At 72.5% G+C, this 22569-nt stretch carries 23 protein-coding genes; 19 read left to right on the top strand and 4 right to left on the bottom strand.

Annotated elements, in window-relative coordinates:
• Nucleotides 1-3: 3 nt before the first annotated feature.
• The 5 genes from AB0F70_RS03775 to AB0F70_RS03795 are packed head-to-tail and all read left to right on the top strand — an operon-like array spanning nt 4 to nt 5623.
• Nucleotides 4-717 (top strand): NeuD/PglB/VioB family sugar acetyltransferase, encoded by a 714-nt coding sequence (locus AB0F70_RS03775; RefSeq protein ID WP_357443760.1) that lies wholly within the window; start codon nt 4-6, stop codon nt 715-717.
• Complete coding sequence (locus tag AB0F70_RS03780) at nt 714-1754, top strand: glycosyltransferase family 2 protein (protein WP_357443762.1); 1041 nt, start codon at nt 714-716, stop codon at nt 1752-1754. Before AB0F70_RS03775 ends, AB0F70_RS03780 begins: the two co-directional genes overlap by 4 nt.
• On the top strand, nt 1751-3247 hold the full coding sequence (locus AB0F70_RS03785) for an oligosaccharide flippase family protein (protein WP_357443764.1): 1497 nt from the start codon (nt 1751-1753) through the stop codon (nt 3245-3247). Before AB0F70_RS03780 ends, AB0F70_RS03785 begins: the two co-directional genes overlap by 4 nt.
• Nucleotides 3244-4347 carry a DegT/DnrJ/EryC1/StrS family aminotransferase gene (locus tag AB0F70_RS03790; protein ID WP_357443766.1) on the top strand — a complete coding sequence of 368 codons (1104 nt, stop codon included), beginning with the start codon at nt 3244-3246 and terminating at the stop codon, nt 4345-4347. Before AB0F70_RS03785 ends, AB0F70_RS03790 begins: the two co-directional genes overlap by 4 nt.
• Nucleotides 4348-4381: 34 nt before the next feature.
• Nucleotides 4382-5623: a glycosyltransferase family 1 protein gene (locus tag AB0F70_RS03795; protein WP_357443768.1), complete on the top strand. Its 1242-nt coding sequence runs from the start codon at nt 4382-4384 to the stop codon at nt 5621-5623.
• Here AB0F70_RS03795 and AB0F70_RS03800 read toward each other — a convergent pair.
• A complete protein-coding gene (locus AB0F70_RS03800) occupies nt 5541-6254 on the bottom strand; it encodes a hypothetical protein (RefSeq protein WP_357443770.1) in 714 nt (237 codons plus the stop codon). The genes AB0F70_RS03795 and AB0F70_RS03800 overlap by 83 nt on opposite strands.
• 139 nt (nt 6255-6393) lie before the next feature.
• Here AB0F70_RS03800 and AB0F70_RS03805 point away from each other — a divergent pair, with 139 nt between their 5' ends.
• From AB0F70_RS03805 to AB0F70_RS03825, 5 genes are all read left to right on the top strand, one after another.
• Nucleotides 6394-7161 carry a hypothetical protein gene (locus AB0F70_RS03805; protein ID WP_357443772.1) on the top strand — a complete coding sequence of 256 codons (768 nt, stop codon included), beginning with the start codon at nt 6394-6396 and terminating at the stop codon, nt 7159-7161.
• Nucleotides 7158-8471 carry an O-antigen ligase family protein gene (locus AB0F70_RS03810; RefSeq protein ID WP_357443774.1) on the top strand — a complete coding sequence of 438 codons (1314 nt, stop codon included), beginning with the start codon at nt 7158-7160 and terminating at the stop codon, nt 8469-8471. Before AB0F70_RS03805 ends, AB0F70_RS03810 begins: the two co-directional genes overlap by 4 nt.
• 83 nt (nt 8472-8554) lie before the next feature.
• Nucleotides 8555-9208, top strand: a complete 654-nt coding sequence (locus AB0F70_RS03815) for a polysaccharide deacetylase family protein (RefSeq protein WP_357443776.1) — start codon at nt 8555-8557, stop codon at nt 9206-9208.
• The gene (locus AB0F70_RS03820) at nt 9208-10107 is read left to right on the top strand and encodes a glycosyltransferase family 2 protein (RefSeq protein ID WP_357443778.1); all 900 of its coding nucleotides are present in this window, start codon (nt 9208-9210) and stop codon (nt 10105-10107) included. Before AB0F70_RS03815 ends, AB0F70_RS03820 begins: the two co-directional genes overlap by 1 nt.
• Complete coding sequence (locus AB0F70_RS03825) at nt 10104-10988, top strand: glycosyltransferase (protein ID WP_357443780.1); 885 nt, start codon at nt 10104-10106, stop codon at nt 10986-10988. The genes AB0F70_RS03820 and AB0F70_RS03825 overlap by 4 nt, the downstream gene beginning before the upstream one ends.
• 18 nt (nt 10989-11006) lie before the next feature.
• On the opposite strand, the gene AB0F70_RS03830 is transcribed toward AB0F70_RS03825, so the two are convergent.
• Complete coding sequence (locus tag AB0F70_RS03830; RefSeq protein ID WP_357443782.1) at nt 11007-12077, bottom strand: hypothetical protein; 1071 nt, start codon at nt 12075-12077, stop codon at nt 11007-11009.
• Between the two features lie 32 nt (nt 12078-12109).
• Nucleotides 12110-12679: a glycosyltransferase family 4 protein gene (locus AB0F70_RS03835; protein ID WP_357443784.1), complete on the bottom strand. Its 570-nt coding sequence runs from the start codon at nt 12677-12679 to the stop codon at nt 12110-12112.
• Between the two features lie 232 nt (nt 12680-12911).
• Here AB0F70_RS03835 and AB0F70_RS03840 point away from each other — a divergent pair, with 232 nt between their 5' ends.
• The 9 genes from AB0F70_RS03840 to AB0F70_RS03880 all read left to right on the top strand — a co-directional run bounded on the left by AB0F70_RS03840 (nt 12912) and on the right by AB0F70_RS03880 (nt 22072).
• Nucleotides 12912-13724 carry a hypothetical protein gene (locus tag AB0F70_RS03840; protein ID WP_357443786.1) on the top strand — a complete coding sequence of 271 codons (813 nt, stop codon included), beginning with the start codon at nt 12912-12914 and terminating at the stop codon, nt 13722-13724.
• Nucleotides 13725-13914: 190 nt separating this feature from the next.
• The gene (locus AB0F70_RS03845; RefSeq protein ID WP_357443788.1) at nt 13915-15513 is read left to right on the top strand and encodes an acyl-CoA ligase (AMP-forming), exosortase A system-associated; all 1599 of its coding nucleotides are present in this window, start codon (nt 13915-13917) and stop codon (nt 15511-15513) included.
• Nucleotides 15510-16760, top strand: a complete 1251-nt coding sequence (locus tag AB0F70_RS03850) for a pyridoxal-dependent decarboxylase, exosortase A system-associated (RefSeq protein ID WP_357443790.1) — start codon at nt 15510-15512, stop codon at nt 16758-16760. Before AB0F70_RS03845 ends, AB0F70_RS03850 begins: the two co-directional genes overlap by 4 nt.
• 21 nt (nt 16761-16781) lie before the next feature.
• Nucleotides 16782-17078 (top strand): acyl carrier protein, encoded by a 297-nt coding sequence (locus AB0F70_RS03855; protein WP_357443792.1) that lies wholly within the window; start codon nt 16782-16784, stop codon nt 17076-17078.
• Between the two features lie 14 nt (nt 17079-17092).
• Nucleotides 17093-17722 (top strand): acyltransferase, encoded by a 630-nt coding sequence (locus AB0F70_RS03860; protein ID WP_357443794.1) that lies wholly within the window; start codon nt 17093-17095, stop codon nt 17720-17722.
• 102 nt (nt 17723-17824) lie between these two features.
• Complete coding sequence (locus AB0F70_RS03865; RefSeq protein WP_357443796.1) at nt 17825-18475, top strand: low molecular weight phosphatase family protein; 651 nt, start codon at nt 17825-17827, stop codon at nt 18473-18475.
• A 95-nt stretch (nt 18476-18570) separates the two neighbouring features.
• Nucleotides 18571-20277 carry a polysaccharide biosynthesis tyrosine autokinase gene (locus AB0F70_RS03870; RefSeq protein ID WP_357443798.1) on the top strand — a complete coding sequence of 569 codons (1707 nt, stop codon included), beginning with the start codon at nt 18571-18573 and terminating at the stop codon, nt 20275-20277.
• Nucleotides 20261-21403 carry a glycosyltransferase family 4 protein gene (locus tag AB0F70_RS03875; RefSeq protein ID WP_357443800.1) on the top strand — a complete coding sequence of 381 codons (1143 nt, stop codon included), beginning with the start codon at nt 20261-20263 and terminating at the stop codon, nt 21401-21403. The genes AB0F70_RS03870 and AB0F70_RS03875 overlap by 17 nt, the downstream gene beginning before the upstream one ends.
• A 21-nt stretch (nt 21404-21424) precedes the next feature.
• Nucleotides 21425-22072, top strand: a complete 648-nt coding sequence (locus tag AB0F70_RS03880; protein ID WP_357443802.1) for a LysE family translocator — start codon at nt 21425-21427, stop codon at nt 22070-22072.
• 13 nt (nt 22073-22085) lie between these two features.
• On the opposite strand, the gene AB0F70_RS03885 is transcribed toward AB0F70_RS03880, so the two are convergent.
• Nucleotides 22086-22487 carry a nuclear transport factor 2 family protein gene (locus tag AB0F70_RS03885; protein WP_357443804.1) on the bottom strand — a complete coding sequence of 134 codons (402 nt, stop codon included), beginning with the start codon at nt 22485-22487 and terminating at the stop codon, nt 22086-22088.
• Nucleotides 22488-22569 lie beyond the last annotated feature (82 nt).

Raw genomic sequence — 22569 nt, forward strand, 5'->3', positions numbered from 1 at the left:
GCGATGACGACCGACGGCCGGCCGGTCCTGCTGGTGGGGGCGAGCGGCCTCGCCCGCGAGGTGCTGCCCCTGCTGGCGGAGGAGGGCCGCAGGGTCCTGGGCGTGCTCGACGACCGGTACGCCAACCTGCTGCCGGTCCTCCCGCCGCCGTACGACCACGTGCCGGTCCTCGGCCCTGTGTCGTCCGCACCCGACCACCCAGGCGCCGCTCTCCTGCTGTGCGTGGGTCCGAGCCCGGTACGCGCCGCGCTGCGGGACCGGCTCGGGCCGGGCACGGGGTTCGCCACCGTCGTCGACCGGTCGGTCCGCAACCCTGCTGCCTGCGGGATCGGCGCCGGCTCGATCCTGATGGCACACGTGACGATCACCGGGGACGCCGTGCTCGGCGAGCACGTGATCGCCATGCCCGGCGTCACGGTCACGCACGACTGCGTGGTCGGGGACGTCGCCACGCTCGCCGCGGGCGTCGCCCTCGGCGGCGGCGTGGTCGTCGGGCCGGGGGCCTACCTCGGGATGAACGCCTCGGTCCACCCCGGCGTCCGCGTCGGTGCGGGGGCGACGGTCGGCATGGGCGCGGTCGTCCTGCACGACGTGCCCGACGGCGAGACCTGGGCGGGCGTCCCCGCCCGCCGGCTGGTGCCACGCCCCGCGCCCGTCGCCAACCCCCGCCGCACCACCGCCACCCAGCCGTTCCGGACCCCCCAGGAGGCGCGATGAGGTTCCACCGCCCCGCCGCCCCGGCCGAACGCGCCACAGTCTCGGTCGTGATCCCCTGCTACCGCTACGGCAACTACCTGCCCACCGCCGTCGCCTCGGTGCTGGAGCAGGAGGACGTGGACGTCGACGTCCTGGTGATCGACGACGCCTCGGACGACGACAGCGCGCAGGTCGCCCGCGACCTGGCCGACCGGGACGCGCGGGTCCGCGTGGTGGTGCACACCGCGAACGCGGGGCACATCGCCACGTACAACGAGGGCCTGAACCAGGTCAAGGGCGACTACGTCGTGCTGCTCTCCGCCGACGACGCGCTCGTGCCCGGCTCGCTCGCCCGCGCCGTCGCCCTCATGCAGCGTCACCCGAAGGTCGGCCTGGTCTACGGGCACTGCGCCTACTTCACCGACGAGCCTCCCCGCGCCGACCGCGCGGCCCGGAGCTGGACCACCTGGCCGGGGCGCCAGTGGCTGGCCTGGATGTGCTCCCGCTCCACCAACCCGGTGTACACCCCCGGGGTCGTGATGCGCCGCACGGCCTGGGACGACGTCGGCCGGTACGACGCACGGGTGCCCCACGCCGGCGACATGCTCCTCTGGTACCAGACCGCGGCACGCTGGGACGTCGGACGCGTGAACAACGAGGCCCAGGCGCTCTACCGGGTGCACGGCACCAACATGCACCTGACCCAGTACGCCGGGATGCTCCGCGACATGCAGGAGCAGCGCACGCTCCTGGGGATCCTGTTCGAGGAGACGCCGCCCGCGCACCTGCCTCCGGCGCGGGTCCGCGACTCGGCGCTGCGGTCCATCGTCCGCCGTGCGAACCGGCTGGCGATCGCCGAGTCGCACGACCCGTCGGGCGACGGCTCCGCCGAGGCGTTCCGGCGGTTCTCTGCCGAGACCGCCGCCCTCCTCGGCGGACGCGGCGTCAGCCCGGCGCTGGTCGCCTGGGATGCCTGGCTGGAGAGCCGGTGGGGCGGGCTGCCGCGCCGCGCCACCCGGCACCTGTGGTGGCGGCTGTGGCGCAGGTACGGCGTATGACCAAGGCCCCGCTCGGGACGCAGGTCAGGTCCGGGCTGCTGTGGAGCGCGCTGAACAACGCCACGCTGCGGCTCGGCACCCTGATCACGGGCATCTTCCTGGCCCGGATCCTGGACCCCGAGACGTTCGGTGTGTTCGCCGTCGCCGCGACCGTGCAAGGCATCCTGATGACGGTCAGCGAGCTCGGGCTCGCCGCCGACCTGGTCCGCCGCGGCAGGTTCGACGAGCGCGGCCCCACCATCGCGACGCTCTCCCTCGTCTCCTCGGGGCTGCTCACGGCCGCCATGTGGTTCGGCGCACCGTCCATCGCGGAGTTCATGGGCGCCGTCGAGGCGGCACCCGCTGTGCGGGCCATGTCGCTGACCCTCCTGCTCGCCGGGATCGGCGTCGTCCCGTTCGCCCGGCTGCAGCGCGACCTCCGCCAGCGGGAGCTCTTCCTCATCGAGCTGGTCGCGTTCGCCGTCTCGACCACGTTGTCGGTCGGGCTCGCGCTGGCCGGCTGGGGCGCCATGGCGATCGCCGTCGGCAGGTTGTGCTCGATGGTCGCCGTCGTCGTGCTCGAGTTCGTCACGACCCGCACACTCCCCCGGTTCGGGTGGCGGTCCGACATCGCGTCGTCCGGCTTCCGGTTCGGGTTCCCGCTCGCGTGCGCCGGGCTGCTGTCGCTGGTCCTGCTCAACATCGACAACGTCCTGGTCGGGCGTCTGGGCGGACCTGTGCTCCTGGGGCTCTACTCGCTCGCCTTCAACGTCTCGTCCTGGCCCAGCTCGGTGATCGGCACCGCCGTCCGGGCGGTCGCGATGCCTGCTTTCGCGCGGCGCAGCGACGACACCGGAACGGCGGACCACGACGGGCTGGTCATCGCGTCGTCGCTGACCTGGGCGCTGGCGGTCCCCGTATCGATGCTGCTCGGCACCCTGGCGGGTCCTGTGATCGAGACCCTGTACGGGCGCGCGTGGGCCGCGGCGGCCGGGGTCCTGGCCTGGCTCGCCGCGGTCGGCGCGTTCCGCATCCTGTTCGACGTCTGGGTCGCTTACCTCACGGCGGGCGGCTGGTCCGGGAAGCTGCTGCGCCGGCAGGGGTTGTGGCTGGTCGCCCTGGCACCGGTGATGTGGTGGGGCGTCGGGTCTCTCGGGCTGGTCGGCGCAGGGGCGGCGCACCTGGCCGTGGTGACGGTGGTCGTGCTCCCCGCGTTCCTGCACGCGCTGCACGGCACGGGGGTCCGCCTGCGCAGGCTCGTCGTCCCGCTGCTGGTGCCGGTCGCCGCGGTGGTCCCGGCCGCCGCCGTCGTCCTGCTGGTCCGGCACGTCGCCCCCGACGCGTGGGTCCAGCTCACCCTGGGCGGCGTCGCCGGATTCGCAGCCTATGCCGCCCTCGTCTGGCCGTGGCTGGCACGGCTCCTCCCTGCCGGGGTCCTGCCCTCCCGGCTCACCCGCCGGCCCCGTCGTGCCGACCGGCCCGAACCCGAACCCAGCAAGGACGTGGTCCCATGACCTCCCAGACCGTACCGTTCGTCAGCCTCGACCACATGCACGACGAGATAGCCGAGGAGGTGGACGCCGGCCTGAGCGAGGTGCTCCGGTCCAAGGCTTTCGTCCTCGGACCGCAGGTCGCCGCCTTCGAGCAGGCCTACGCGGCGTACTGCGGCGTCCAGCACTGCCTGGGCGTGGGCAACGGCACCGACGCCCTCGAGCTCGCCCTGCGCGCCTCCGGCGTGCGGCCCGGCGACGAGGTGATCATCCCTGCCAACACGTTCGTCGCCACTGCCGAAGCCGTCCTGCGGGCCGGGGCCAAGGTGGTGCTCGCGGATGTGGACGACGACTTCCTGCTCGACCCGGCCTCCGTCCGCGAGCACCTGACGGAGCGGACGACGGCGGTGGTGCCGGTGCACCTGTACGGCCAGATGGCCCAGGTCGAGCTCATCGCGGAAGCGGTCGGCCCGGGGGTCGCCGTCGTCGAGGACGCCGCGCAGTCCCAGGGCGCCCGGCGCCACGGCCGCCGGTCCGGCTCCCTCGGGACCGCTGCCGGCACAAGCTTCTACCCCGGCAAGAACCTCGGCGCGTACGGGGACGCAGGCGCCGTGACGACCGGCAGCGCCGAGGTGGCCGAGCACCTGGCGAAGCTGCGCAACCACGGCGGCGTCCGCCGCTACGAGCACGAGGTGATCGGGACGAACTCCCGGTTGGACACCGTGCAGGCGGTGGTCCTGTCGCTCAAGCTGGCCCGGCTCGACGTCTGGAACGGCCTGCGCCGGGACGCGGCCGACCGGTACGCCGCCCTGCTGAAGGACGCTCCCGGCCTCACCCTGCCGCGCACGGTGCCCGGCAACGAGCACGTGTGGCACCTGTATGTGGTCCAGGTCGAGGAGCGGTCCAAGGCCCAGGCGGCCCTGGACGAGGCGGGGGTCGGGACCGGGATCCACTACCCGGCTCCTATCCATCTCCTACCTGCCTTCGCCTACCTGGACGGGCGGGCCGGTGACCATCCGGTCGCCGAATGGCAGGCGTCCCGGATCCTCTCCCTGCCGATGTTCCCCGGGATCACCGCCGCGCAGCAGGAGTGGGCCGCCGAGGCACTGCTGAACGTCCTCTGACCACCGAGAGCCACCCGAGAGAAGGAGCAACCCCATGGCCCGATCCGGCTTCGCCCGTGCCACTGCCACGCTGCGCCGCGCCCGCGACGTCGGGCCGCGCGGGGTGGCGCAGCGGCTGGCCGCGCGGGTCTATCGCGCAACAGACGCCCGGGCACTCGACCTGCACCTCGACCCGGCCGACGTCGTCGGCGACGTGCCTGCCTCGCTGCCGGTGCCCGCGCCCCGCCCGGCGCGCGGTGCGGGCCCGGACTCCCCGGGGCTCACGGTCGGCTGGGTGACCAGCCCCCCGGCCGCCGGCTCCGGCGGCCACACGACGCTGTTCCGGATGGTCGAAGGGCTGGAGGCCCGCGGGCACCGGTGCGTCGTGTACCTCTACGACCGCTACGGGCTCGACATCGCCCAGCGCACCGCCGAGCTGCGGCGCGGCTGGCCAGGAGTGCGGGCAGAGGTCCGGGACGCACGTGCAGGCATCAGCGGCGTGGACGCGGTAGTGGCGTCCTCGTGGGAGTCGGCCCACGTCGTGCTCTCCTACGGCGCGGAGCCCGTCCACCGGCTGTACTTCATCCAGGACTACGAGCCGTACTTCTACCCGCGCGGCTCGGAGTACGAGCTGGCTGCCATGACCTACCGGTTCCCGTTCCGCCGCATCGCGCTCGGCGAGATGGTCGCCGGTTGCCTCCGGTCCGAGCTGGGCCAGGACAGCGACCTCGTCCCGTTCGGGTGCGACACCCGCACCTACCACCTGCCGAAGGTCAGGATGCCGCGGTCCGGGGTGGTGCTCTACGCCAAGCCGGACGTCGGTCGCCGCGGTTATCTCCTGGCCCGCCTGGCGCTCGAGCGCTTTCACCGTACGCACCCGGACCAGGAGATCCACGTCTACGGGTCACAACCGACAGGTCTGCCGTTCCCGGTGACGTACCACGGGAGCGTCACGCCGGCGGCGCTGAACGAGCTGTACGGGCGCGTCGTGGCCGGGCTGGCGATGTCCTTCACCAACATCTCGCTCGTGGCCGAGGAGATGCTCGCCGCCGGTGTCGTGCCGATCGTCAACGACTCCCCGCTGTCCCGCGCGGACCTGCCCAACGCGCACGTCGGGTGGGCGGAGCCGACGGCGGAAGGCATCGCCGTGGAGCTCGCGGTCGCCGTCGACCGGCCGGACGTCGACGCCTACGCGGCGACGGTCGCCGAGAGCGTCATGGGCCGGTCCTGGGACCTGACGCAGGAGCTGGTGGCGCAGATCGTGGAGGACGAGGTGCGGCGCGGTGACGGTGCCTGACGGGTCCACGCCCGCGGGTCTCGAGCACTGCTATGACGGTGAACGTGGCGGCGACGCCGAGCACGCCGGCCATCCCGACGCTCCGGCCGCGCGACCCCTTCACCTGATGGACCACCGTCGACTCGGGGGCGACCGTGACGGTGATGTCGTTGACGGGCGCCACCCCGGCGTCGCGCTGCAGGCGGTGCAGCTGCTCGGTGATCTGCGCGATGATCTCGCCCTGCCGCGCCGTGGCCTTCTCGGCGGTGGCCGCGACGACCTCGACGTACAGGACCTGCTCGGCGAAGTGGGGGGCCCACTGGCCGCCCGTGTCGGGCAGGCGGATCGACCAGCCGTCACGTACCCCTTCGCCGACGAGCGACGCGTCCGGGGAGGCGTACTTGGTGACCGCGTCCGGCCCCGAGACCGCCTTGGCCACCACGCCCGCCGTGACGATCAGGTCCTCGGAGGTGGTGCGCAGAGAGTTCGGATACGCGGCGCTCGCCGGCGCGAGGAACACGACCTGCGTGCGGCTCCAGAAGACACCGTCGTCCAGCGTCGTGGAGTACATGAGTCCGAGTGTCGCCACGGCGCCCGCCACCAGGACGATCCAGCGCCGCAGCGCGGCACGTACCAAATCCCAGAACCTCATCGAATCTCCGCTATTTCTCTCTCCGCCATTTCCCGGAGTGGGTGAAATTCGCGTCAGAATGCCGCGACTCGTTCCTTTGCTCGCCCTCGCACGATACCTTTGTCGAGCGTGGCGTGATACGCCCGGAAAGGGTGAACAAATGTCATTCCTCGACTTGATCGCAGCCCTGGGCCGCCAGTGGATGGTGTCGGTCGCGGGGCTCCTGGCGACCGCCGCACTGGTCTGGGGGGCCTCCGCCGTCGAGCCGCCCGTCTACACCGCGCGTGCCCTGGTCCTGCTGGTGCCCTCCGAGCAGACCGTCGGCAAGGGCGGCAACCCGTTCCTGGCGCTCGGCGGTCTCGACCTTCCGGCGCGCGTGGTGGTCGCCTACTACGAGAGCGACAGCGCCAAGGCCCAGTTCACCTCCGGCTCCGCCGACGCCGAGTACGTCGTGGCCATCGAGGAGTCGACGCGCGGACCGGTGATCGCGGTCGACGTGACGGACGAGACCCCGCAGCGCGCCCTCAAGACCCTTGACCAGCTCACCTCGTCGATCCCCGTCGAGCTGCGGCGGCTCCAGGAGGAGGTCGACGCGCCGGAGAACGCCATCGTGTCGACGCTCGTCATTGCCAAGGACGAGCAGGCGGAGACCGATACCAGCGGCACGGTGCGGATGCTCATCGCCGCCGCCGGCGTCGGGCTGGTGGGGACCGTCGTCGGCGCTGTGGCGACCGACGGGATGCGGCGCAGCCGGCTGCGGCGCCGGACGCCGGTCACCGGGCCGCCCGTCGTCAAGCCGCCCGTCCTCAAGCCCCCGGCGAGCAGTCCACCGGACGGTGGCCCGCCCTGGAACAACCCCGCCCCGGACTCCCGCGACCGCCGGAGGGACGACACGCCTGCCCGGGCGGCCACCGCGGAGCCCTGGTGACGCGGGTCCGGCCCGCCGCGACCTATCGGCATGCCGCACCGGTACGGTCCCCGTTCCGACGGGCCGTGCCGTTCGACGTCGTCACCTGGCTCTCGATCTACCTCGTCCTGCTGTTCGCCGTGCCGTCGAAGCTGGTGATCGGGCCGCTCGGCAGCGCGGGGGCACCGTCGATGGTGCTCGGTCTCGTGAGCCTGCTGGTGTGGGTACTCATCGGTGTCGGCGCGGCCGGGCCGTCGCTGAGCCGCCCCCGGCAGGTCCGGGTGGCGCTCGGCCTGTTCCTCTTCGGCGTCGGGGTGTCGTACGTCATCGCGATGTCGCGGCCCGTCGTCTCGGACGAGGTCAGCCCCGCCGACGTCGGGCTCCTGTCGCTGCTCGCCTGGTCGGGCATGCTCCTCCTCGCGCACGACGGGATCGGGTCCCCCGCCCGACGCGACGTGCTGGTGTGGCGGCTGGCCCTCGCGGGCGGCGCCCTGGCCGCGCTGGGGCTCGCCCAGTTCCTCGTCGGCGAGCTGTTCGTGGACCGGATCTCCCTGCCCGGGCTGGCCCTCACGTCGCCGTACGAGCTCGGGGAACGCAACGGACGCGTCCGCCCGCAGGGCACGGCGGCCCACCCGATCGAGTACGGCGTGCTGGTCACCATGCTGCTGCCGCTGACGCTGCACGTCGGTTTCCAGCACACCGAGCGCCGAGCCCTGGTGCGCTGGGCCCCCGCTGCGGCATCGCTCGCACTGGTGCCCGCATCGGGTTCTCGGTCCGCCTATGTGGGCGCCGCCGTCGGCCTCGTGATCCTGCTCATCGGCTGGCGAGGAGCGCGGCGCCGCATGATGCTCGGCGTCACCGCGGCGGGCACGGTCGTAGGGCTGGTGGTCGCGCCGGCGATGCTGGCGTCGATCCTCGGCCTGTTCACCGGCGCCGCCGACGACCCGAGCGTCGCCTCCCGGACCGGATCGTTCGCGCTGGCCGGCGAGTTCATCGCACGAGACCCGCTGTTCGGGCGAGGGCTGGGCACCTTCCTGCCCACCTACCGGATCTTCGACAACCAGTACCTCCTGCTCCTGGTGACCGTCGGTGTGGTGGGCACCGCTCTGTTCTGCGGCCTCGGTGCGGCGGCGGTCCGTGCGCTCGTGCGGGCTCGCGCCCGCAGCGTGGACACCGACCCCAAGTCCCACGACCTCGCGCTGGCACTCATCGCCTCGGTAGTCGTCGGGTTCGTCAGCCTGTTCTTCTTCGACGCGTTCGCGTTTCCGATGACGATGGGCGCTCTCTTTCTCCTGATCGGTCTCACCGGGTCGCTGCACGACCCGAGATAGTCACGCCGGCCGGTCCACCATTCACCCGGGCATTCACCCTCCTCCGTGTTTCGCGCCGGCGCTTCTTCCTTCACGATGAACAAATGATCAATCTCTGCTTTCACGGTATCGGGACGCCCCCAGACGGTGTCCCGGCCGAGGAGGCCTCCTACTGGATCGGCATCGACACGTTCCGCCGGGTCCTCGACCTGGTCGCCGGTCGTCGGGACGTGCGGATCAGCTTCGACGACGGCAACGCCTCCGACGTCACCGTCGCGCTGCCAGACCTGCGGGAGCGAGGGCTCGTCGCCGAGTTCTTCGTCATCGCGGGCCGTCTCGAGGACTCGGGCTCCCTGTCGGCCGACGACCTGCGCCGGCTGCGCCTCGCCGGGATGGGCGTCGGGTCGCACGGCATGCACCACCGCGTATGGCGCAGGCTGGGTCCCACGGAGCAGCACGAGGAGCTCGTGGTCGCCCGTCGGCGACTCGAGGAGATCCTGGACGAGCCGGTGGACACGGCGGCGTGCCCGCTCGGCCGGTACGACCACACGACCCTGGCCGCGCTGCGGCGCCTGCAGTACACCCGCGTCTACACCAGCGACCGGGCACTGGCCCGGCCCGGTGCCTGGCGGCAGGCCCGGTTCAGCCTCCGCGCCCACGACACGGCCGACGACGTCGCCGGCTGGCTCCGGCACGGCGACCGACGCACCACGCGGCTCGCCGACACCGCACGTACCTTCGTCAAGGGGCTGCGCTGATGGGGGCGGAGGTCGCAGCGGTCGTCGTGACCTACAACAGCGCCGAGCACGTAGATGCTCTCCTGGACGGCCTACCCGACGCCTTCGGCGACGTCCCGTACACCACGGTGGTCGTCGACAACGGGTCCACCGACGGGACGTTGGCGCTGCTCCGACGCCGGGGCGACTGCACGGTCGTCGAGAGCGTGAACGACGGCTACGGGGCCGGCATGAACCGTGCGGTGCGCCACGCGCCGGAGACGGCGGCGATCCTGGTGCTCAACCCGGACGTGGAGCTCGACGCCGACGCGGTGCCGCGGATGCTGCGCGTGCTGCGCCGACCGGGGGTCGGCATCGTGGCTCCCCGCACGCGCGAGGCCGACGGGCGCCTGTCCCCGACGCTGCGGCGTACGCCGACCGTGGCTCGCGCCGGAGGGCTGAGCTTCACCCGCCTGCCGCTGCTCGCGGAGCGGATCGACGACCCGCGGGCGTACACCACCGAGCGCGTGGTGGACTGGGCGGTCGGTGCGATCTGGCTGGTGGACCGGGAGTGCTTCGACGCGATGGGCGGGTTCGACGAGTCGTACTTCCTGTACTCGGAGGAGACGGACTTCGCGCTCCGGGCTCAGGACCGTGGCTGGGCCACGGTCTACACGCCGACGGCCGGCGGCATGCACATCGGTGGCGGGTCCGGTACGAGCCACGAGACCCACACCATGCAGATGCTGAACCGGGTGCGCCTGATCCGGCGCCGCCGCGGCACGGGAGCCGCCTGGTTGTACTACGCGCTGACCCTGCTCGTGGAGCTCCGCCGCGGCCTCCTGGGCCACCGCGCTTCCTGGCCGACGCTGCGGGCGCTCGTGCGCCCGGCCCTGCGTCCCGCAGCGCTCGGAGCGAGCGACGCGGTGCTGCCCCGATGAACCCTCCGGAGGGAGCGGGGGCGCCCGGGTCGCCGGTCGCGTCCGTCATCGTTCCCGCCCATGACGAGGAACGCACGATCGGCCGCCTCCTGGACGCGTTGTGCGCGGAACCCGGCAGGTTCGAGACCGTGGTCGCGTGCAACGGGTGCACCGACGAGACGGCGCGGGTGGCCGCACGGTACCCGGTGACCGTGCTCGACCTGCCGGAGCCCTCCAAGGCGCGCGCGCTGCGCGCCGCCGACCAGGTGGCCCGGACGTTCCCGCGGGTATACCTCGACGCCGACGTCGAGATCACCGCGGACGGCCTGGCCCGGCTCGTGGCCGCGGTGGGCCCCGGACGCGCGGCGGTCGCGGCACCTCGGCGAGTCATGCCCCGTACCGGGGTCTCCGTGCTCACCCGCTGGTACTACGACGTCTGGGAGGCGCTGCCCACCGTGCGTTCGGGTCTGTTCGGGCGCGGTGCCCTTGCCGTGTCCCGGGACGGCGCACGCCGGGTCGCAGCGCTGCCCGAGATGATGGCCGACGACCTGGTGCTCTCCGAGGCGTTCGCACCGGCCGAGCGCTTCGTCGTGCTGGACGTCGCCGTCGTGGTGCACCCGGCGCGCACCCTGCGGGACCTCGTCCGCCGTCGGGCACGGGTGACGACCGGCAACGTCCAGGCGGATCGGGCCGGCCTGCGCGGGGCCGAGGCCCGCACGACGCTCGGCGACCTCTGGCGGCTCGTGCGGGAGCGGCCGGGACTGGCGCCGCGGGTCCCCGTGTTCCTCGGCGTCGTGCTCGCCGGGCGCGCCCGCGCCCGCGCTGCCGTGCGCGCAGGCGACTTCACCACCTGGGAGCGGGACGCGAGCTCTCGGCCGGGGGCGACGGACCCAGCTCGATGAGATCGACGGACGGCGCGCTCAGGTCCCGCTGCCGCCGCACTCGATCGCGGGACCCCGAGCCGTCCGCCCGTCCTCGCCGACCGTCACGACGTTCGCCTGCCACGTGGTGAGGGCCGAGCAGAGGACGTCGACCGGTCCGTAGCCCCAGCTTCCCCGCACCACCTGCAGGTCGCGCACGGTTCCCGGCGCGCCCGCACGGAACGGGTAGCCACCGCCCTCGACAAGCAGCCCGTCGATGGTCAGCGACGTGTTGCCCTGGCCGCTCGGGTAGAAGAACGGCCCCGTGCCGTAGCAGCCCTCCCGCTCCACCATGATGATCCGCGTCTGCCGGACGGTCACGCTGCCGCCGCCGTACCCCTGGATACCGTCGCCGTGCCAGTCCGCACAGGTGTCGGGCGGCGTGATCCGGACGAACGTGCGCTCGATGACGACGTCGCCGCACTGCTCGGCGCCCACCCTGATCCCTTCCGGGACACCGTCGATCACCACGTCCCGCACGGTGAACCCACCGTTCCCGATGACCGGCTCGTCGGTGTCACTCGTCGGCGCGGACCCCGCGACGAACCGGGACGCCTCGATCACCAGGCCGGACCCGCAGGTGCCGCCGGCGTCGTTCACCACCTTGGCCCCGACGGCGTCCACCCGGCGCAGCGTGACGTCCTTCGCCGCGACATGAATGACCCCGTCCGTGATCCGCAGGTCCTCGACCACCGCCCCCGCCGTACGGATCCAGAGGTCCCCCTTGTGGGTGCGCTGCGGCGACCACCCGGCGGGCAACCCAGCGGTCTCGGCCGTCGGGAACGTGTTCGGCCCTGCCGCTCCGGCGGACGGGGAGGGGGCCTCGGCTGGCGTGGGCCCTGCGGCGTCGGGCGGCGTCACGGACACGGTCGAGTCCTCGGACAGTGTCACGGACGGGCTGGAGTCCTCGGGCGTCGTCACGGAGGGGCGGGAGTCCTCGGACGGCGTCGCAGACGCGGTGGAGTCCTCTGGCGGCGACCGCAGAGGTGTCGGACCGAGCGTCGTGAGCACGACAGCGGCCAGCGCACCGACGACCCACCGGAGCGCCAACAGCAAGGACGGGGTGCCCATGCGATCCATACTGGCATGCCGGCCCTGTTCGCTCATCCGGGCACCTGGCCGGCACCTGTCGTGCGTGGGACGGCGATCTGCTCGTAGAGGTCCATCATCCGCTCGATCCGGCGGTCCCACAGATGGGTCGCCACCACGTGCTCGCGGGCCGCCTCGCCCATCCGTAGCCGCAGGTCCGGCTCCGCGACCAGGCGGCGGACCGCGGTGGCCACGTCCCGTGCGAGCTGTGCCGGTGACTCGGCCGGCACCCGGACGGCGCACGCGTCGGACGCGTTCGCCCCCGGACCGCCACGGTCGCACACGACGAGCGGCAGCCCGTGCGCCATGGCTTCGAGCACGACGGCACTGCCCGGCTCGCGGTAGCTCGGGAAGACGAAGACGTCGGAACGCTCGTAGAAGTGCTCGACCTCCGCGCGAGGCACGCCGCCATGGATCCGCACACGCTCCCCGAGCCCGAGGTCACGCACCAGGTCGGCACACGCAGCGCGGTGTGCCCACTGGTAGGCGAGCCAGGACTCGCCCACGTCCTCACCGTCGCACGCAGGTGCGACCAGCAGCACGCGAGCCACCCGGGAGGAATGTGCCGGTTTGTTGACGACCACCACCCGATAGTGGGGGCTGGCGCACGACAAAGGCACCCCTCTGACGGGTGAACACAAGGGTGACAAATGCACCGGCCGGCATGTCGCGGGCAACTGCTGGATGAAATTCGGCCACCCCGGGGACTTCACCCGCACGCAGGCTGTCGCCACGATTTCCCGGGGCCATACTGCGAGCGTGACACATTCGAACAAGGTCGGGCTCGCCCCGATCACAGCGGATGATCTTTCTCGCGTGGGGGAATTTCTCAGCGCGCACCTGGACAGCACCCTCACCGCCGCTCAGTGGGCACGGTCGCTCCGCCCCACCTGGAGCACCAGCCACCCCGACCACGGGTTCCTGCTCGAGTCCGACGGCCACGTCGTCGGTGTGTACGCGGCGTTCTACTCCGAGGCCCCCGGTCCGGCCGGGCCGCGGGCGGTGTGCAACCTCGCCGCGTGGTGCGTGCTGGAGGACTTCCGCCAGCACTCCCTCCGTCTGGTGCGCGCGATGCTCGGCCAGCGTGACCGTGAGCTCACCGACCTCTCCCCCAGCGGCACGGTGGTCCCCCTGAACGAACGGCTGGGCTTCGCGCACCTGGACACCTCGGGTGCTCTGGTCGTCAACCTTCCGCTGCCCGCGCGCCGTGGCGTGCGGCTGGTCTCCGAGCCCGCCGACATCCGGGCAGTGCTGACCGGTCCGGACCGGGCCGCCTACCGCGACCACGCGGAGTCCGGCGCCGCCCGGCACGTCGTCGCCGTGGTGGACGGGCAACCGTGCTGGGTGGTGTTCCGTGCGGTCCGCCGCAAGGGTCTTCGCCTCTTCGCGTCGGTGCTCCATGTCAGCGACCAGCGCCTGTTCCGCGCGGCCGCACCCGCGGTGTACCGCCACTTCCTGCTCGCCCACGGGCTGCCCCTGACGCTCGTGCAGAACAGGGTGTGCGGCCCGCGGCCGTGGCACTCCGTGCCGCTGTCCGCGCAGCGGCCGACGATGTACCTGAGCAGGACAGGGGAGCCACCGGAGTCGGTCACCTATCTCTACAGCGAGCTGACCCAGGTCCCCTGGTGAGGTGTGGCAAAGAAATGCCGCCATGTCCCGCGCAATCCGGGCTCCGCTATTCACCCTCAGTAATTCACCCGGCGCCGTGACCTGCGGCGGAACCTTCACCACCGGCCACAACCCTATTCACCCCGCCCAGCGCCCTATTCACCCTTGCGGGCCGTCCGGAAAGGACTTCCGGCGCCGTACCGTGATCTTTGTGATCACCGCCTTACACCATCACGTGGAGCAACAGGCGCGCATTCGGCCAGCGGCCGACGCACTCACCTCCTCCGACACGACCCTGACGTACGCGCAGCTGTGGCGTGCCGTGCGGCAGGCCGGCGCGCAGCTCGCCGGGCTCGGCGTGGAACGGCACGACCGCGTGGCGGTCTACCTGGAGAAGCGAGTCGAGACGGTGGCGGCCCTCTGGGGCACGTCCCTGGTCGGTGGCGTCTTCGTCCCGGTCAACCCGCTGCTCAAGGGCAAGCAGGTGGCCCACGTCGTCCGCGACTCGGGCGCCCGGATCCTGGTCACCTCGCCCGGCAGGCTCGCCGCCGTGCGTGACCAGCTCGACGGCGCCGGCCTGACGGCAGTGCTGCTGGTGGACCAGCCCGACGGCGGTACCGCCCCGGAGGGTCTGCCGGGGGTCGCGGTGCACCGCTGGGCGCCGTCGCCGGGCACCGAGGAAGACGCCGCAACGCTCCCGCAGGCACCGCGGCCCGGCACCGACGCCGACATCGCGGCGATCCTGTACACGTCCGGCAGCACTGGCGCGCCCAAGGGCGTCGTCCTGTCGCACCGCAACCTGCTCGTCGGCGCGACCAGCGTCTCCGGCTACCTGCGCAACACCGCCGACGACGTGCTCCTGGCAGTGCTGCCCCTGAGCTTCGACGCGGGCCTCAGCCAGCTCACCACGGCGTTCGCCGTCGGCGCCCATGTGGTGCTGCTCGACTACCTGCGTCCCCGCGGCGTGGCCGTCGCGTGCGAGCGCCACGGCGTCACCGGCATCACCGGCGTGCCGCCCCTGTGGACGCAGCTCGCGACCATCGACTGGCCGCCGCGCGCACTGCGGACGCTCCGGTACTTCGCCAACACGGGCGGGCACATGCCGGCCACGCTCCTGCGCGAGCTGCGTGACCTGTTCCCCGCTGCCGCGCCGTACCTGATGTACGGGCTGACGGAGGCGTTCCGGTCCACGTACCTGGACCCGGAGCAGGTGGAGCTGCGCCCCGACTCGATCGGCCGGGCCATCCCCAATGCCGAGGTCCTGGTGCTGCGCCCGGACGGCACGCCGTGCGCGGCCGACGAGCCCGGCGAGCTGGTGCACCGGGGCAGCCTGGTCGCCCTCGGCTACTGGAACGACCCGGAGCGCACGGCGGCACGCTTCCGCCCTGTGCCCGGATACGACGAGCCCTGGCGCGCGGCCCCGGAACCCGCGGTGTGGTCGGGCGACACCGTCGTGCGGGACGCCGAGGGGTACCTCTACTTCGTCGGCCGCGCCGACGAGATGATCAAGACCTCCGGGTACCGCGTCAGCCCCACCGAGGTGGAGGACGCGGCCCTCGGCACCGGCCTGGTGCGCGAGGCCGTGGCCCTCGGGATGCCCGACGACCGCCTGGGCCAGCGCATCGTGCTCGTCGTGGCGGCACCCGAGACCCTCGACACGGACCGGCTGCTCAAGGAGATGCGGCAGTCGCTCCCGACGTTCATGCTGCCGGCGGAGGTCCGCCCGGCGGAGACGCTGCCCCGTAATCCCAACGGCAAGCTGGACCGCTCCGGGATCCGCACCCAGGTCACGGCGGAGATGTCCGCATGACCGCCCTCGACGAGCCCGTCGCCGCCCCGCACCCGGCGGTCGCGGCAGTGCCGGTATCGGGCGACGAGGTCACGGTCGGCGGGGTGCCGCTGAGCCGGCTGGCCGAGCGGGTCGGGTCCACGCCGTTCTTCGCCTACGACCGGCAGCGCATCACCGACCGGGTGCACGAGGTCCGGGCCGCGCTCGGCGGCGTGGTGCGCCTCGGGTACGCCGTCAAGGCCAACCCCATGCCCGCCGTCGTCCAGCACCTCTCGGGGCTCGTCGACGCGCTCGACGTCGCCTCGACCCGGGAGATGCACACCGCGCTGGACACCGGCAAGGACCCGCGGCACGTCAGCTTCGCCGGCCCCGGCAAGACGCCGGCGGAGATCCGGTCCGCGGTAGCGGCGGGTGTGCTCATCGAGCTCGAGTCGGAGACCGAGGCGCGCCGCGTCGTCGCGGCAGGTGACGAGCTCGGCGTCGTGCCGCGGGTCGCGGTCCGGGTCAACCCCGACTTCGCGGTGCGCGGCTCGGGTATGCGCATGTCCGGTGGCCCGCAGCAGTTCGGTGTTGATGCCGAGCAGGTCCCTGACCTGCTCCGCTACCTGGGTGCGACCGGCGTGGACATGCTCGGGTTCCACATCTTCGCGGGGTCCCAGAACCTGGACGCGGAGCTCATCGCCCACGCGCAGCGCGCCACCGCCGAGCTCGTCGTCACGCTCGCCGACCACCTGCCCAGCCCGGTGCGCTACGTGAACCTGGGCGGCGGGCTGGGTATCCCCTACTTCCCGAAGGACCGCCCGGTCGACCTCGGCCGGGTGGGCGAGAACCTCGTGACTGTCGTCGCCGAGCTGATCACCCCCGCGCTCCCCCAGGCAGACGTCCATATCGAGCTGGGGCGTTATCTCGTCGGCGAGGCGGGCTCCTACGTGACCCGCGTGGTCGACCGCAAGATCTCGCGTGGCCGGACCTACCTGGTGGTCGACGGCGGGATGCATCACCAGCTTGCCGCGTCCGGCAACCTCGGGCAGGTGATCCGGCGCAACTACCCGGTGCTCGTCGGCAACCACATGGCCACCGCTGACCGGGAGCAGGCCACCGTCGTCGGCTGCCTGTGCACGCCTCTCGACCTCCTGGCGGACGACGTCCCGCTGCCCCCCGCCGAGCCCGGCGACCTGGTCGTGGTGCTCCAGGCGGGCGCCTACGGCCTCACCGCGAGCCCTACCGCCTTCCTCAGCCACCCGGCACCCGCCGAAGTGCTGGTCTGACCGCCCCGACAGGAGAACCCGATGAGCAGCGACACCCGACAGAGCCCGGACGGCACCGCGACCGGCAACGAGGTATCCCTCGTTGACGTGCTGGACGTGGTCGGCACCACCCTCGGGATCGAGGACCGGGTCGGCTCCTTCGATGCCGGCACGCCGCTCTTCGGCACCCTGCCGGAGCTGGACTCGCTTGCTGTCCTCGAGCTCGTGACCGCGCTCGAGGACCGGTTCGGCATCACTGTCGACGACGACGAGCTGACGGGCGGGCTGCTGGAGACCGCGGGCAGCCTGCACGCGTTCGTCCGCGACCGGGCCCGATGAGCCGCGAGTCGGCCATGACCGGCTACGGGGACCCCGTGCGGGTGGAGCTGTCGGCGGACGTCGACGAGCGTGCGACGATCGGCGCCGGCACCACCATCTGGCATCTCGCCCAGGTGCGGGAGGACGCCGTCGTCGGCGCGGGCTGCACGGTGGGGCGAGGCGCCTACGTCGGTCCGGGCGTGCGGATGGGCGACGGCTGCAAGCTGCAGAACTACGCCCTCGTCTACGAGCCGGCAGTGCTGGAGGACGGCGTCTTCATCGGCCCGGCGGCCGTGCTGACCAACGACCTGTACCCACGGGCGATCACCCCGGACGGCGCGGTCAAGACCGGCGACGACTGGCAGGCGGTAGGTGTCACGATCAGGACGGGTGCCGCCATCGGCGCCCGGGCGGTGTGCGTGGCGCCGGTGACGGTCGGCCGGTGGGCGACCGTCGCCGCCGGCGCGGTGGTGACCGCCGACGTGCCGGACTTCGCACTCGTGGCCGGGGTGCCCGCCCGGCGCATCCGCTGGGTGGGACGCGCCGGCGTACCCCTGGAGCGCACCGGTCCGGACGGGTGGCGCTGCCCCGCGACCGGCGACGAGTTCACCGAGGTGGACGGCGTGCTGAGCGAGGCGGCACAGGGCACCGCCCGTCACGTCTGAAGCAGATCTCGCTCTGGATCGAACGGTGGATGGGTGACGTTCGGGTGAAAGTACGCCGTTCGGCTACTACCGGACAAAGGCCCACGGCATGCTGGGTACTACATGGCTACGTCAATCCTCACGGTGTGCACAGGGAACATCTGTCGTTCCCCCGTTCTGGCACGCCTGCTCACAGCCCGCACCGACGGCAGCGTCGAAGTCAGCAGCGCTGGCATACGAGCGCGCGCCGACGAACCCATCGAGTCCCACATGGCGGCCCTGCTGCAGTCGCGCGGGCTGGACAGCGGCCAGTTCATCGCACGCCAGCTCACACCCGACATGATCCGCGCCGCTACCGTCGTCATCACGATGACGCGCGCCCAGCGCTCCGCGGTGGTGCGGGCCGTCCCTGAGGCCGTCCGGCGCACGTTCACCCTGCTGGAGCTGGCACACGTGCTGAGCACGTCGCCAGGCCCGCGCTCCGCGACGGACGACGCGACCCGGTGGGCACGGGTACCCGAGCTCGTGAGCCTGGAGCGCCTGAACCATTCGGCGTGGAACCGTACGCTCGACATCGAGGACCCCTACGGACGCGGCGACAAGGCCTTCCGCCGCGTGTTCGAGCGGATCTGGTCGGCGACCAACACGGTGTGCGGCGTGCTGGGCACCGGTCGGCAGCCCTGGCTCCTGAGCGCGCCCGAACCCCGCTCCGGCGCGCAGCCGCTCGCCCAGCCCCGGCACTCGTCGCATCTCAGCCGGCTGTGGCCGAGCTGACGACCAGCCACAGGAAAACCAACAGGACGACAGGCCGCACCTGACGACAGGTCATACCTGACGGCAGGCCATCAGACACAGACAGGGGGCAGGACGTGGAACTCGTCGAATACGCGAACGTGCTGCGGCGACGCTGGGCGGTGATCGTCTGCACGGCGCTCGTCGGGGCACTCGCCGCGTTCGGCTGGGCCTGGTCGACGCCGCCGTCCTACACCGCGACCGCCAAGGTCTACGTGTCGCTGAACACCGGTGAGTCGACCAGCGACCTGCTGCAGGGCTCCACGTACGTGAAGAACCTGATCGAGTCGTACGCCGCGCTGACCGACATGCCCGTGGTGCTCGACCCCGTCGCGGCAGACCTCGGATCAGAGATCACCGGCCGCGACCTCGCCGCCGCTGTGTCGGCCGACTCACCGCTGAACACGTCGATCATCGAGATCAACGTCGACGACGGCGACCCCGAGCGCGCCGCGGTGATCGCCAACGCCGTCGCGCAGCAGCTCTCGACGACGGTCGTCGACCTGTCGCCGGCCACGCCGACGGGCGAGCAGGCCATCGCGGTGACCATCGTCTCGTCGGCGGAGGTCCCGCTGGTCCCGTCGGCGCCCCGGACCAACCTCCTGACCGCCGCCGGCGGTGCGGGGGGCCTCGCGATCAGCGTCGCGCTGGTCCTGCTCTGGGCGGTCCTGGACACGCGGATCCGGTCGGCACAGGAGCTGGAGACGGTGTCGGAGGGCACGGCACTGCTCGGCTCGATCCCCGTGGTCAGGCGCAAGGACGCCCGGGTACCGGCCACCCATGAGCCGCTGAGCACCCGGGCGGAGGCCTACCGCCGCGTCCAGACGAACCTGTCGTTCGTGGACGCGACCACGCCCGCCCGGGTCCTCGTGGTGACCTCGAGCGTGCCCGGTGAGGGAAAGTCGACGACGGCGATCAACCTCGCCTCGACCTTCGCCGAGAGCGGCAGCCGCGTGCTGCTGATCGACAGCGACATGCGCCGCCCGTCGATCGCCACCGTGCTCGGCCTGGAGGACGCCGCAGGGCTCACGACCGCCCTGGTCGGCCGGTCCGCCATGACCGACCTGGTCCAGCGGTACGGCCCAGGACCGCTCGACGTCCTCCCCCTCGGTCCCATCCCGCCGAACCCGCACCAGCTCGTCGCCTCGGACGCCACGCGGGACCTGATCGACGCGGCCCGCGCGGCCTACGACGTCGTCATCATCGACGCGCCGCCGCTGCTGCCCGTCTCGGACGCCGCGGTCCTGTCCACCATGGCCGACGGCGTGATCGTGGTCGTCGGAGCCCGGCGCGTGCGCCGCCAGCAGCTCACCCAGTCGCTGCGGGCGCTCGCCGGGGTCGAGGCGCGGGTGATCGGCTTCATCCTGGCCTTCGCACCGCGGTCGGGCCCTGGCGGTTCCTACTACGGCTACCGCACCAACCGACGCCGGAAGCTGCGGTTCCTGCCGGGCCGGCGCCACCACGACACCCTCGACCTGCCGCCGATCACCGGCACGATCAGCGCGGTGCCCGGGCCCGGCAAGGCGCCGCGACCCAGCGGCATCCCCGGCCCGGGCATCGCTCCAGCCCTGGGCAGCACACCAGGCCAGAGCAGCGTTCCGGGCCCGAGCAGCGTTCCGCGTGCGGTCGCCGTCCCAGGTCCCGAGGGCATCCTCGGCTCCGGCGACATCCACGGGCCGGGCGGCACCCCCGGCCCCGGCGCACGACTGACCCCCGGGCCCTCGCCGCGGCCCATCCCCCCTGTCGTCGCCGATCTCGGGACGGCCGATGAGCGAGCCGGGTGACGGCAGGACGCGCGACGTGCGCGTCTACAAGACTCTTCGCACGGCTCACCTCGAACGCGCTCTCGCGCTCACCCCGGCAGACATCCTGTACCAGGAGAGCCGTTACGACTTCGACGAGGAGCTGGTGGCGGAGGTCCGCCCGCAGCAGGCCGGCGACCTCCGCTCCGCGTGGCTCGTCGCCCGGAACGGGTACGAGATCGTCGAGATCAACGAGCCGGCGGCCATCGACTGCGTGCGCCGGTCCGCGGCAGTCCTCGCCGCGCTGCTCCTGAGCGACCTCGTCCGACGCCGCCGCACCCGGATCGTCGCCTACGCGATAGGCAACATCGACCCGCGCACCCTCCCGAGGCCTACCGCCTGGTGGCCACGCCTGGGCAGGCGCCTGGACCTGATCCTGGCGCGCTGGATCTGGCTGCGGCTCGACCGGGTCGTGTTCGGCACGGAGACCGCGCGCCAGCTCTACGGCACCGTCTTCGGCATCGCCGGACGCCGCTGGCTGCGCTGGACCACCATCGAGGCGCTGCCCGCCGTCTGCGACTGCGTGCTCGACGGTGACAAGACGCCCGGGCGCGTGCTGTTTCTCGGCGACCTCTCGGCCCGCAAGGGGTTCGACTCGGTGCTGGCCGCGTGGGCGACCGTGCGCCACCACTCGCCGGACGCCGTCCTCACCGTGGTGGGACGCGGCGCGCTGCTCGACGACGCCTACGCGGCCGCGCGCGCGGACAGCCGCGTCCGGGTCATCGCCGACCCGCCGCGCGACGTCGTGCACGCGGAGCTGCGGAGGGCCTCGGTGGTGGTGCTGCCGTCCCGCCGCCAGGTCACCTGGCGCGAGCAGGTGGGCCTGCCGATCGTCGAGGGGCTTGCGCACGGCTGCACCGTGGTGACCACGGACGAGACCGGGATCGCGGACTGGCTCCGGCGCAACGGGCACGGCGTCATCCCCGCGGCCTCGGTGGGCGAGCTGCTCGCCTCGGTGATCACCGAGGCTGCGGCGAGACCGCTCGACGCACACGAGGTGTGCGCCTCGCTGCCACGTCAGGACTCCCGGCTGGAGGCGGACTCGTGGATGTTCGCGCGAGAGGTCATCGCCGCCGGATCGGCCGACAGATCCGGCGACCGCCGGTGATCTCGTCGCTAAGCTGACGTCATGCCGACCACCGCCCAGCTGCTCGCCTTCCTCGCGGCGTCCGTAGTCTTCATCGCGCTGCCGGGACCCAGCGTCCTCTTCGCGATCGGCCGCGCCCTGACGGTCGGCCGCCGGGACGCGCTCCTGTCGGTGACCGGCAACGCGCTGGGCCTGCTGGTCCAGGTGGCGTTCGTCGCGGTCGGGCTGGGGGCGCTGGTCGAGGCGTCGGCCGCCGCCTACACGGTGCTCAAGCTGGTGGGCGCCGGCTACGTGATCTACCTGGGCATCCAGGCGATCCGTCACCGCGCCGACGCCCGCCTCGCCCTGACCGCGCCCGACAAGACCCCCACGGCGAGTCCGTGGCGCGCGGTCTGGGCCGGGTTCGTCGTCGGCGCGACCAACCCGAAGACCATCGTCTTCTTCGCGGCGTTCCTCCCGCAGTTCATGAACGACGCCGCTCCCGCCACTCCGCAGCTGCTGTTCCTCGGGCTGCTGTTCGGCATCCTGGCGCTCTGCCAGGACTCGATCCTCGCCCTGGTCGCGAGCCAGGCCCGCACGTGGTTCTCCCGCAACCCGAAGCGCCTCGACCACCTGAGCGTCACCGGCGGCGTCGCCATGGTCGGCCTCGGCACCGGCCTCGCGCTCGAGGGAACGGTCGTCAAGGCCTAGCGCGGCTCAGCGCTCAGGCCTTGCCCCAGAAGGCGTCCTCTGCGTCCTGGTCGGACGAGAACAGCCACATCTCCACGATCTTGTCGCCCTCGACACGGAGCACGTCGACGCCCGACATCGACATCGCCGCGTCCGCGCGCTTGCCGGAGAAGTGGACCGGGAGCGAGGCCAGCGCGCCGTTGACCATCGGCTCGCCGGTGAACCGCAGCTCGAAGGTCCCCTCGGACGCTGCCCCCATCCCGCCGAGCAGCGCGCCAACGGCGGCACCGCCGGCGTGCGCACCGGAGAAGCGGTTGCGGCCCGGCTGGTGCCAGACGATGTCGGCGCCGAAGAGCGCGGTCCCCGTCGCGATGTCCCCGACGGACATGGCCTCGTAGTACTGCTGGGCGATCACGGCGGTGCTGGACTCGGTCATCAGACTCTCCCTTTGTCGGCGTTCCTGCTTCCCGCCTATAGTCACTATTCGAAACCGGTCACCTCAACGTAACCATCGGAGC

The organism is Promicromonospora sp. NPDC023805, from assembly GCF_040639635.1.
Classification (GTDB): Bacteria; Actinomycetota; Actinomycetes; order Actinomycetales; family Cellulomonadaceae; genus Promicromonospora.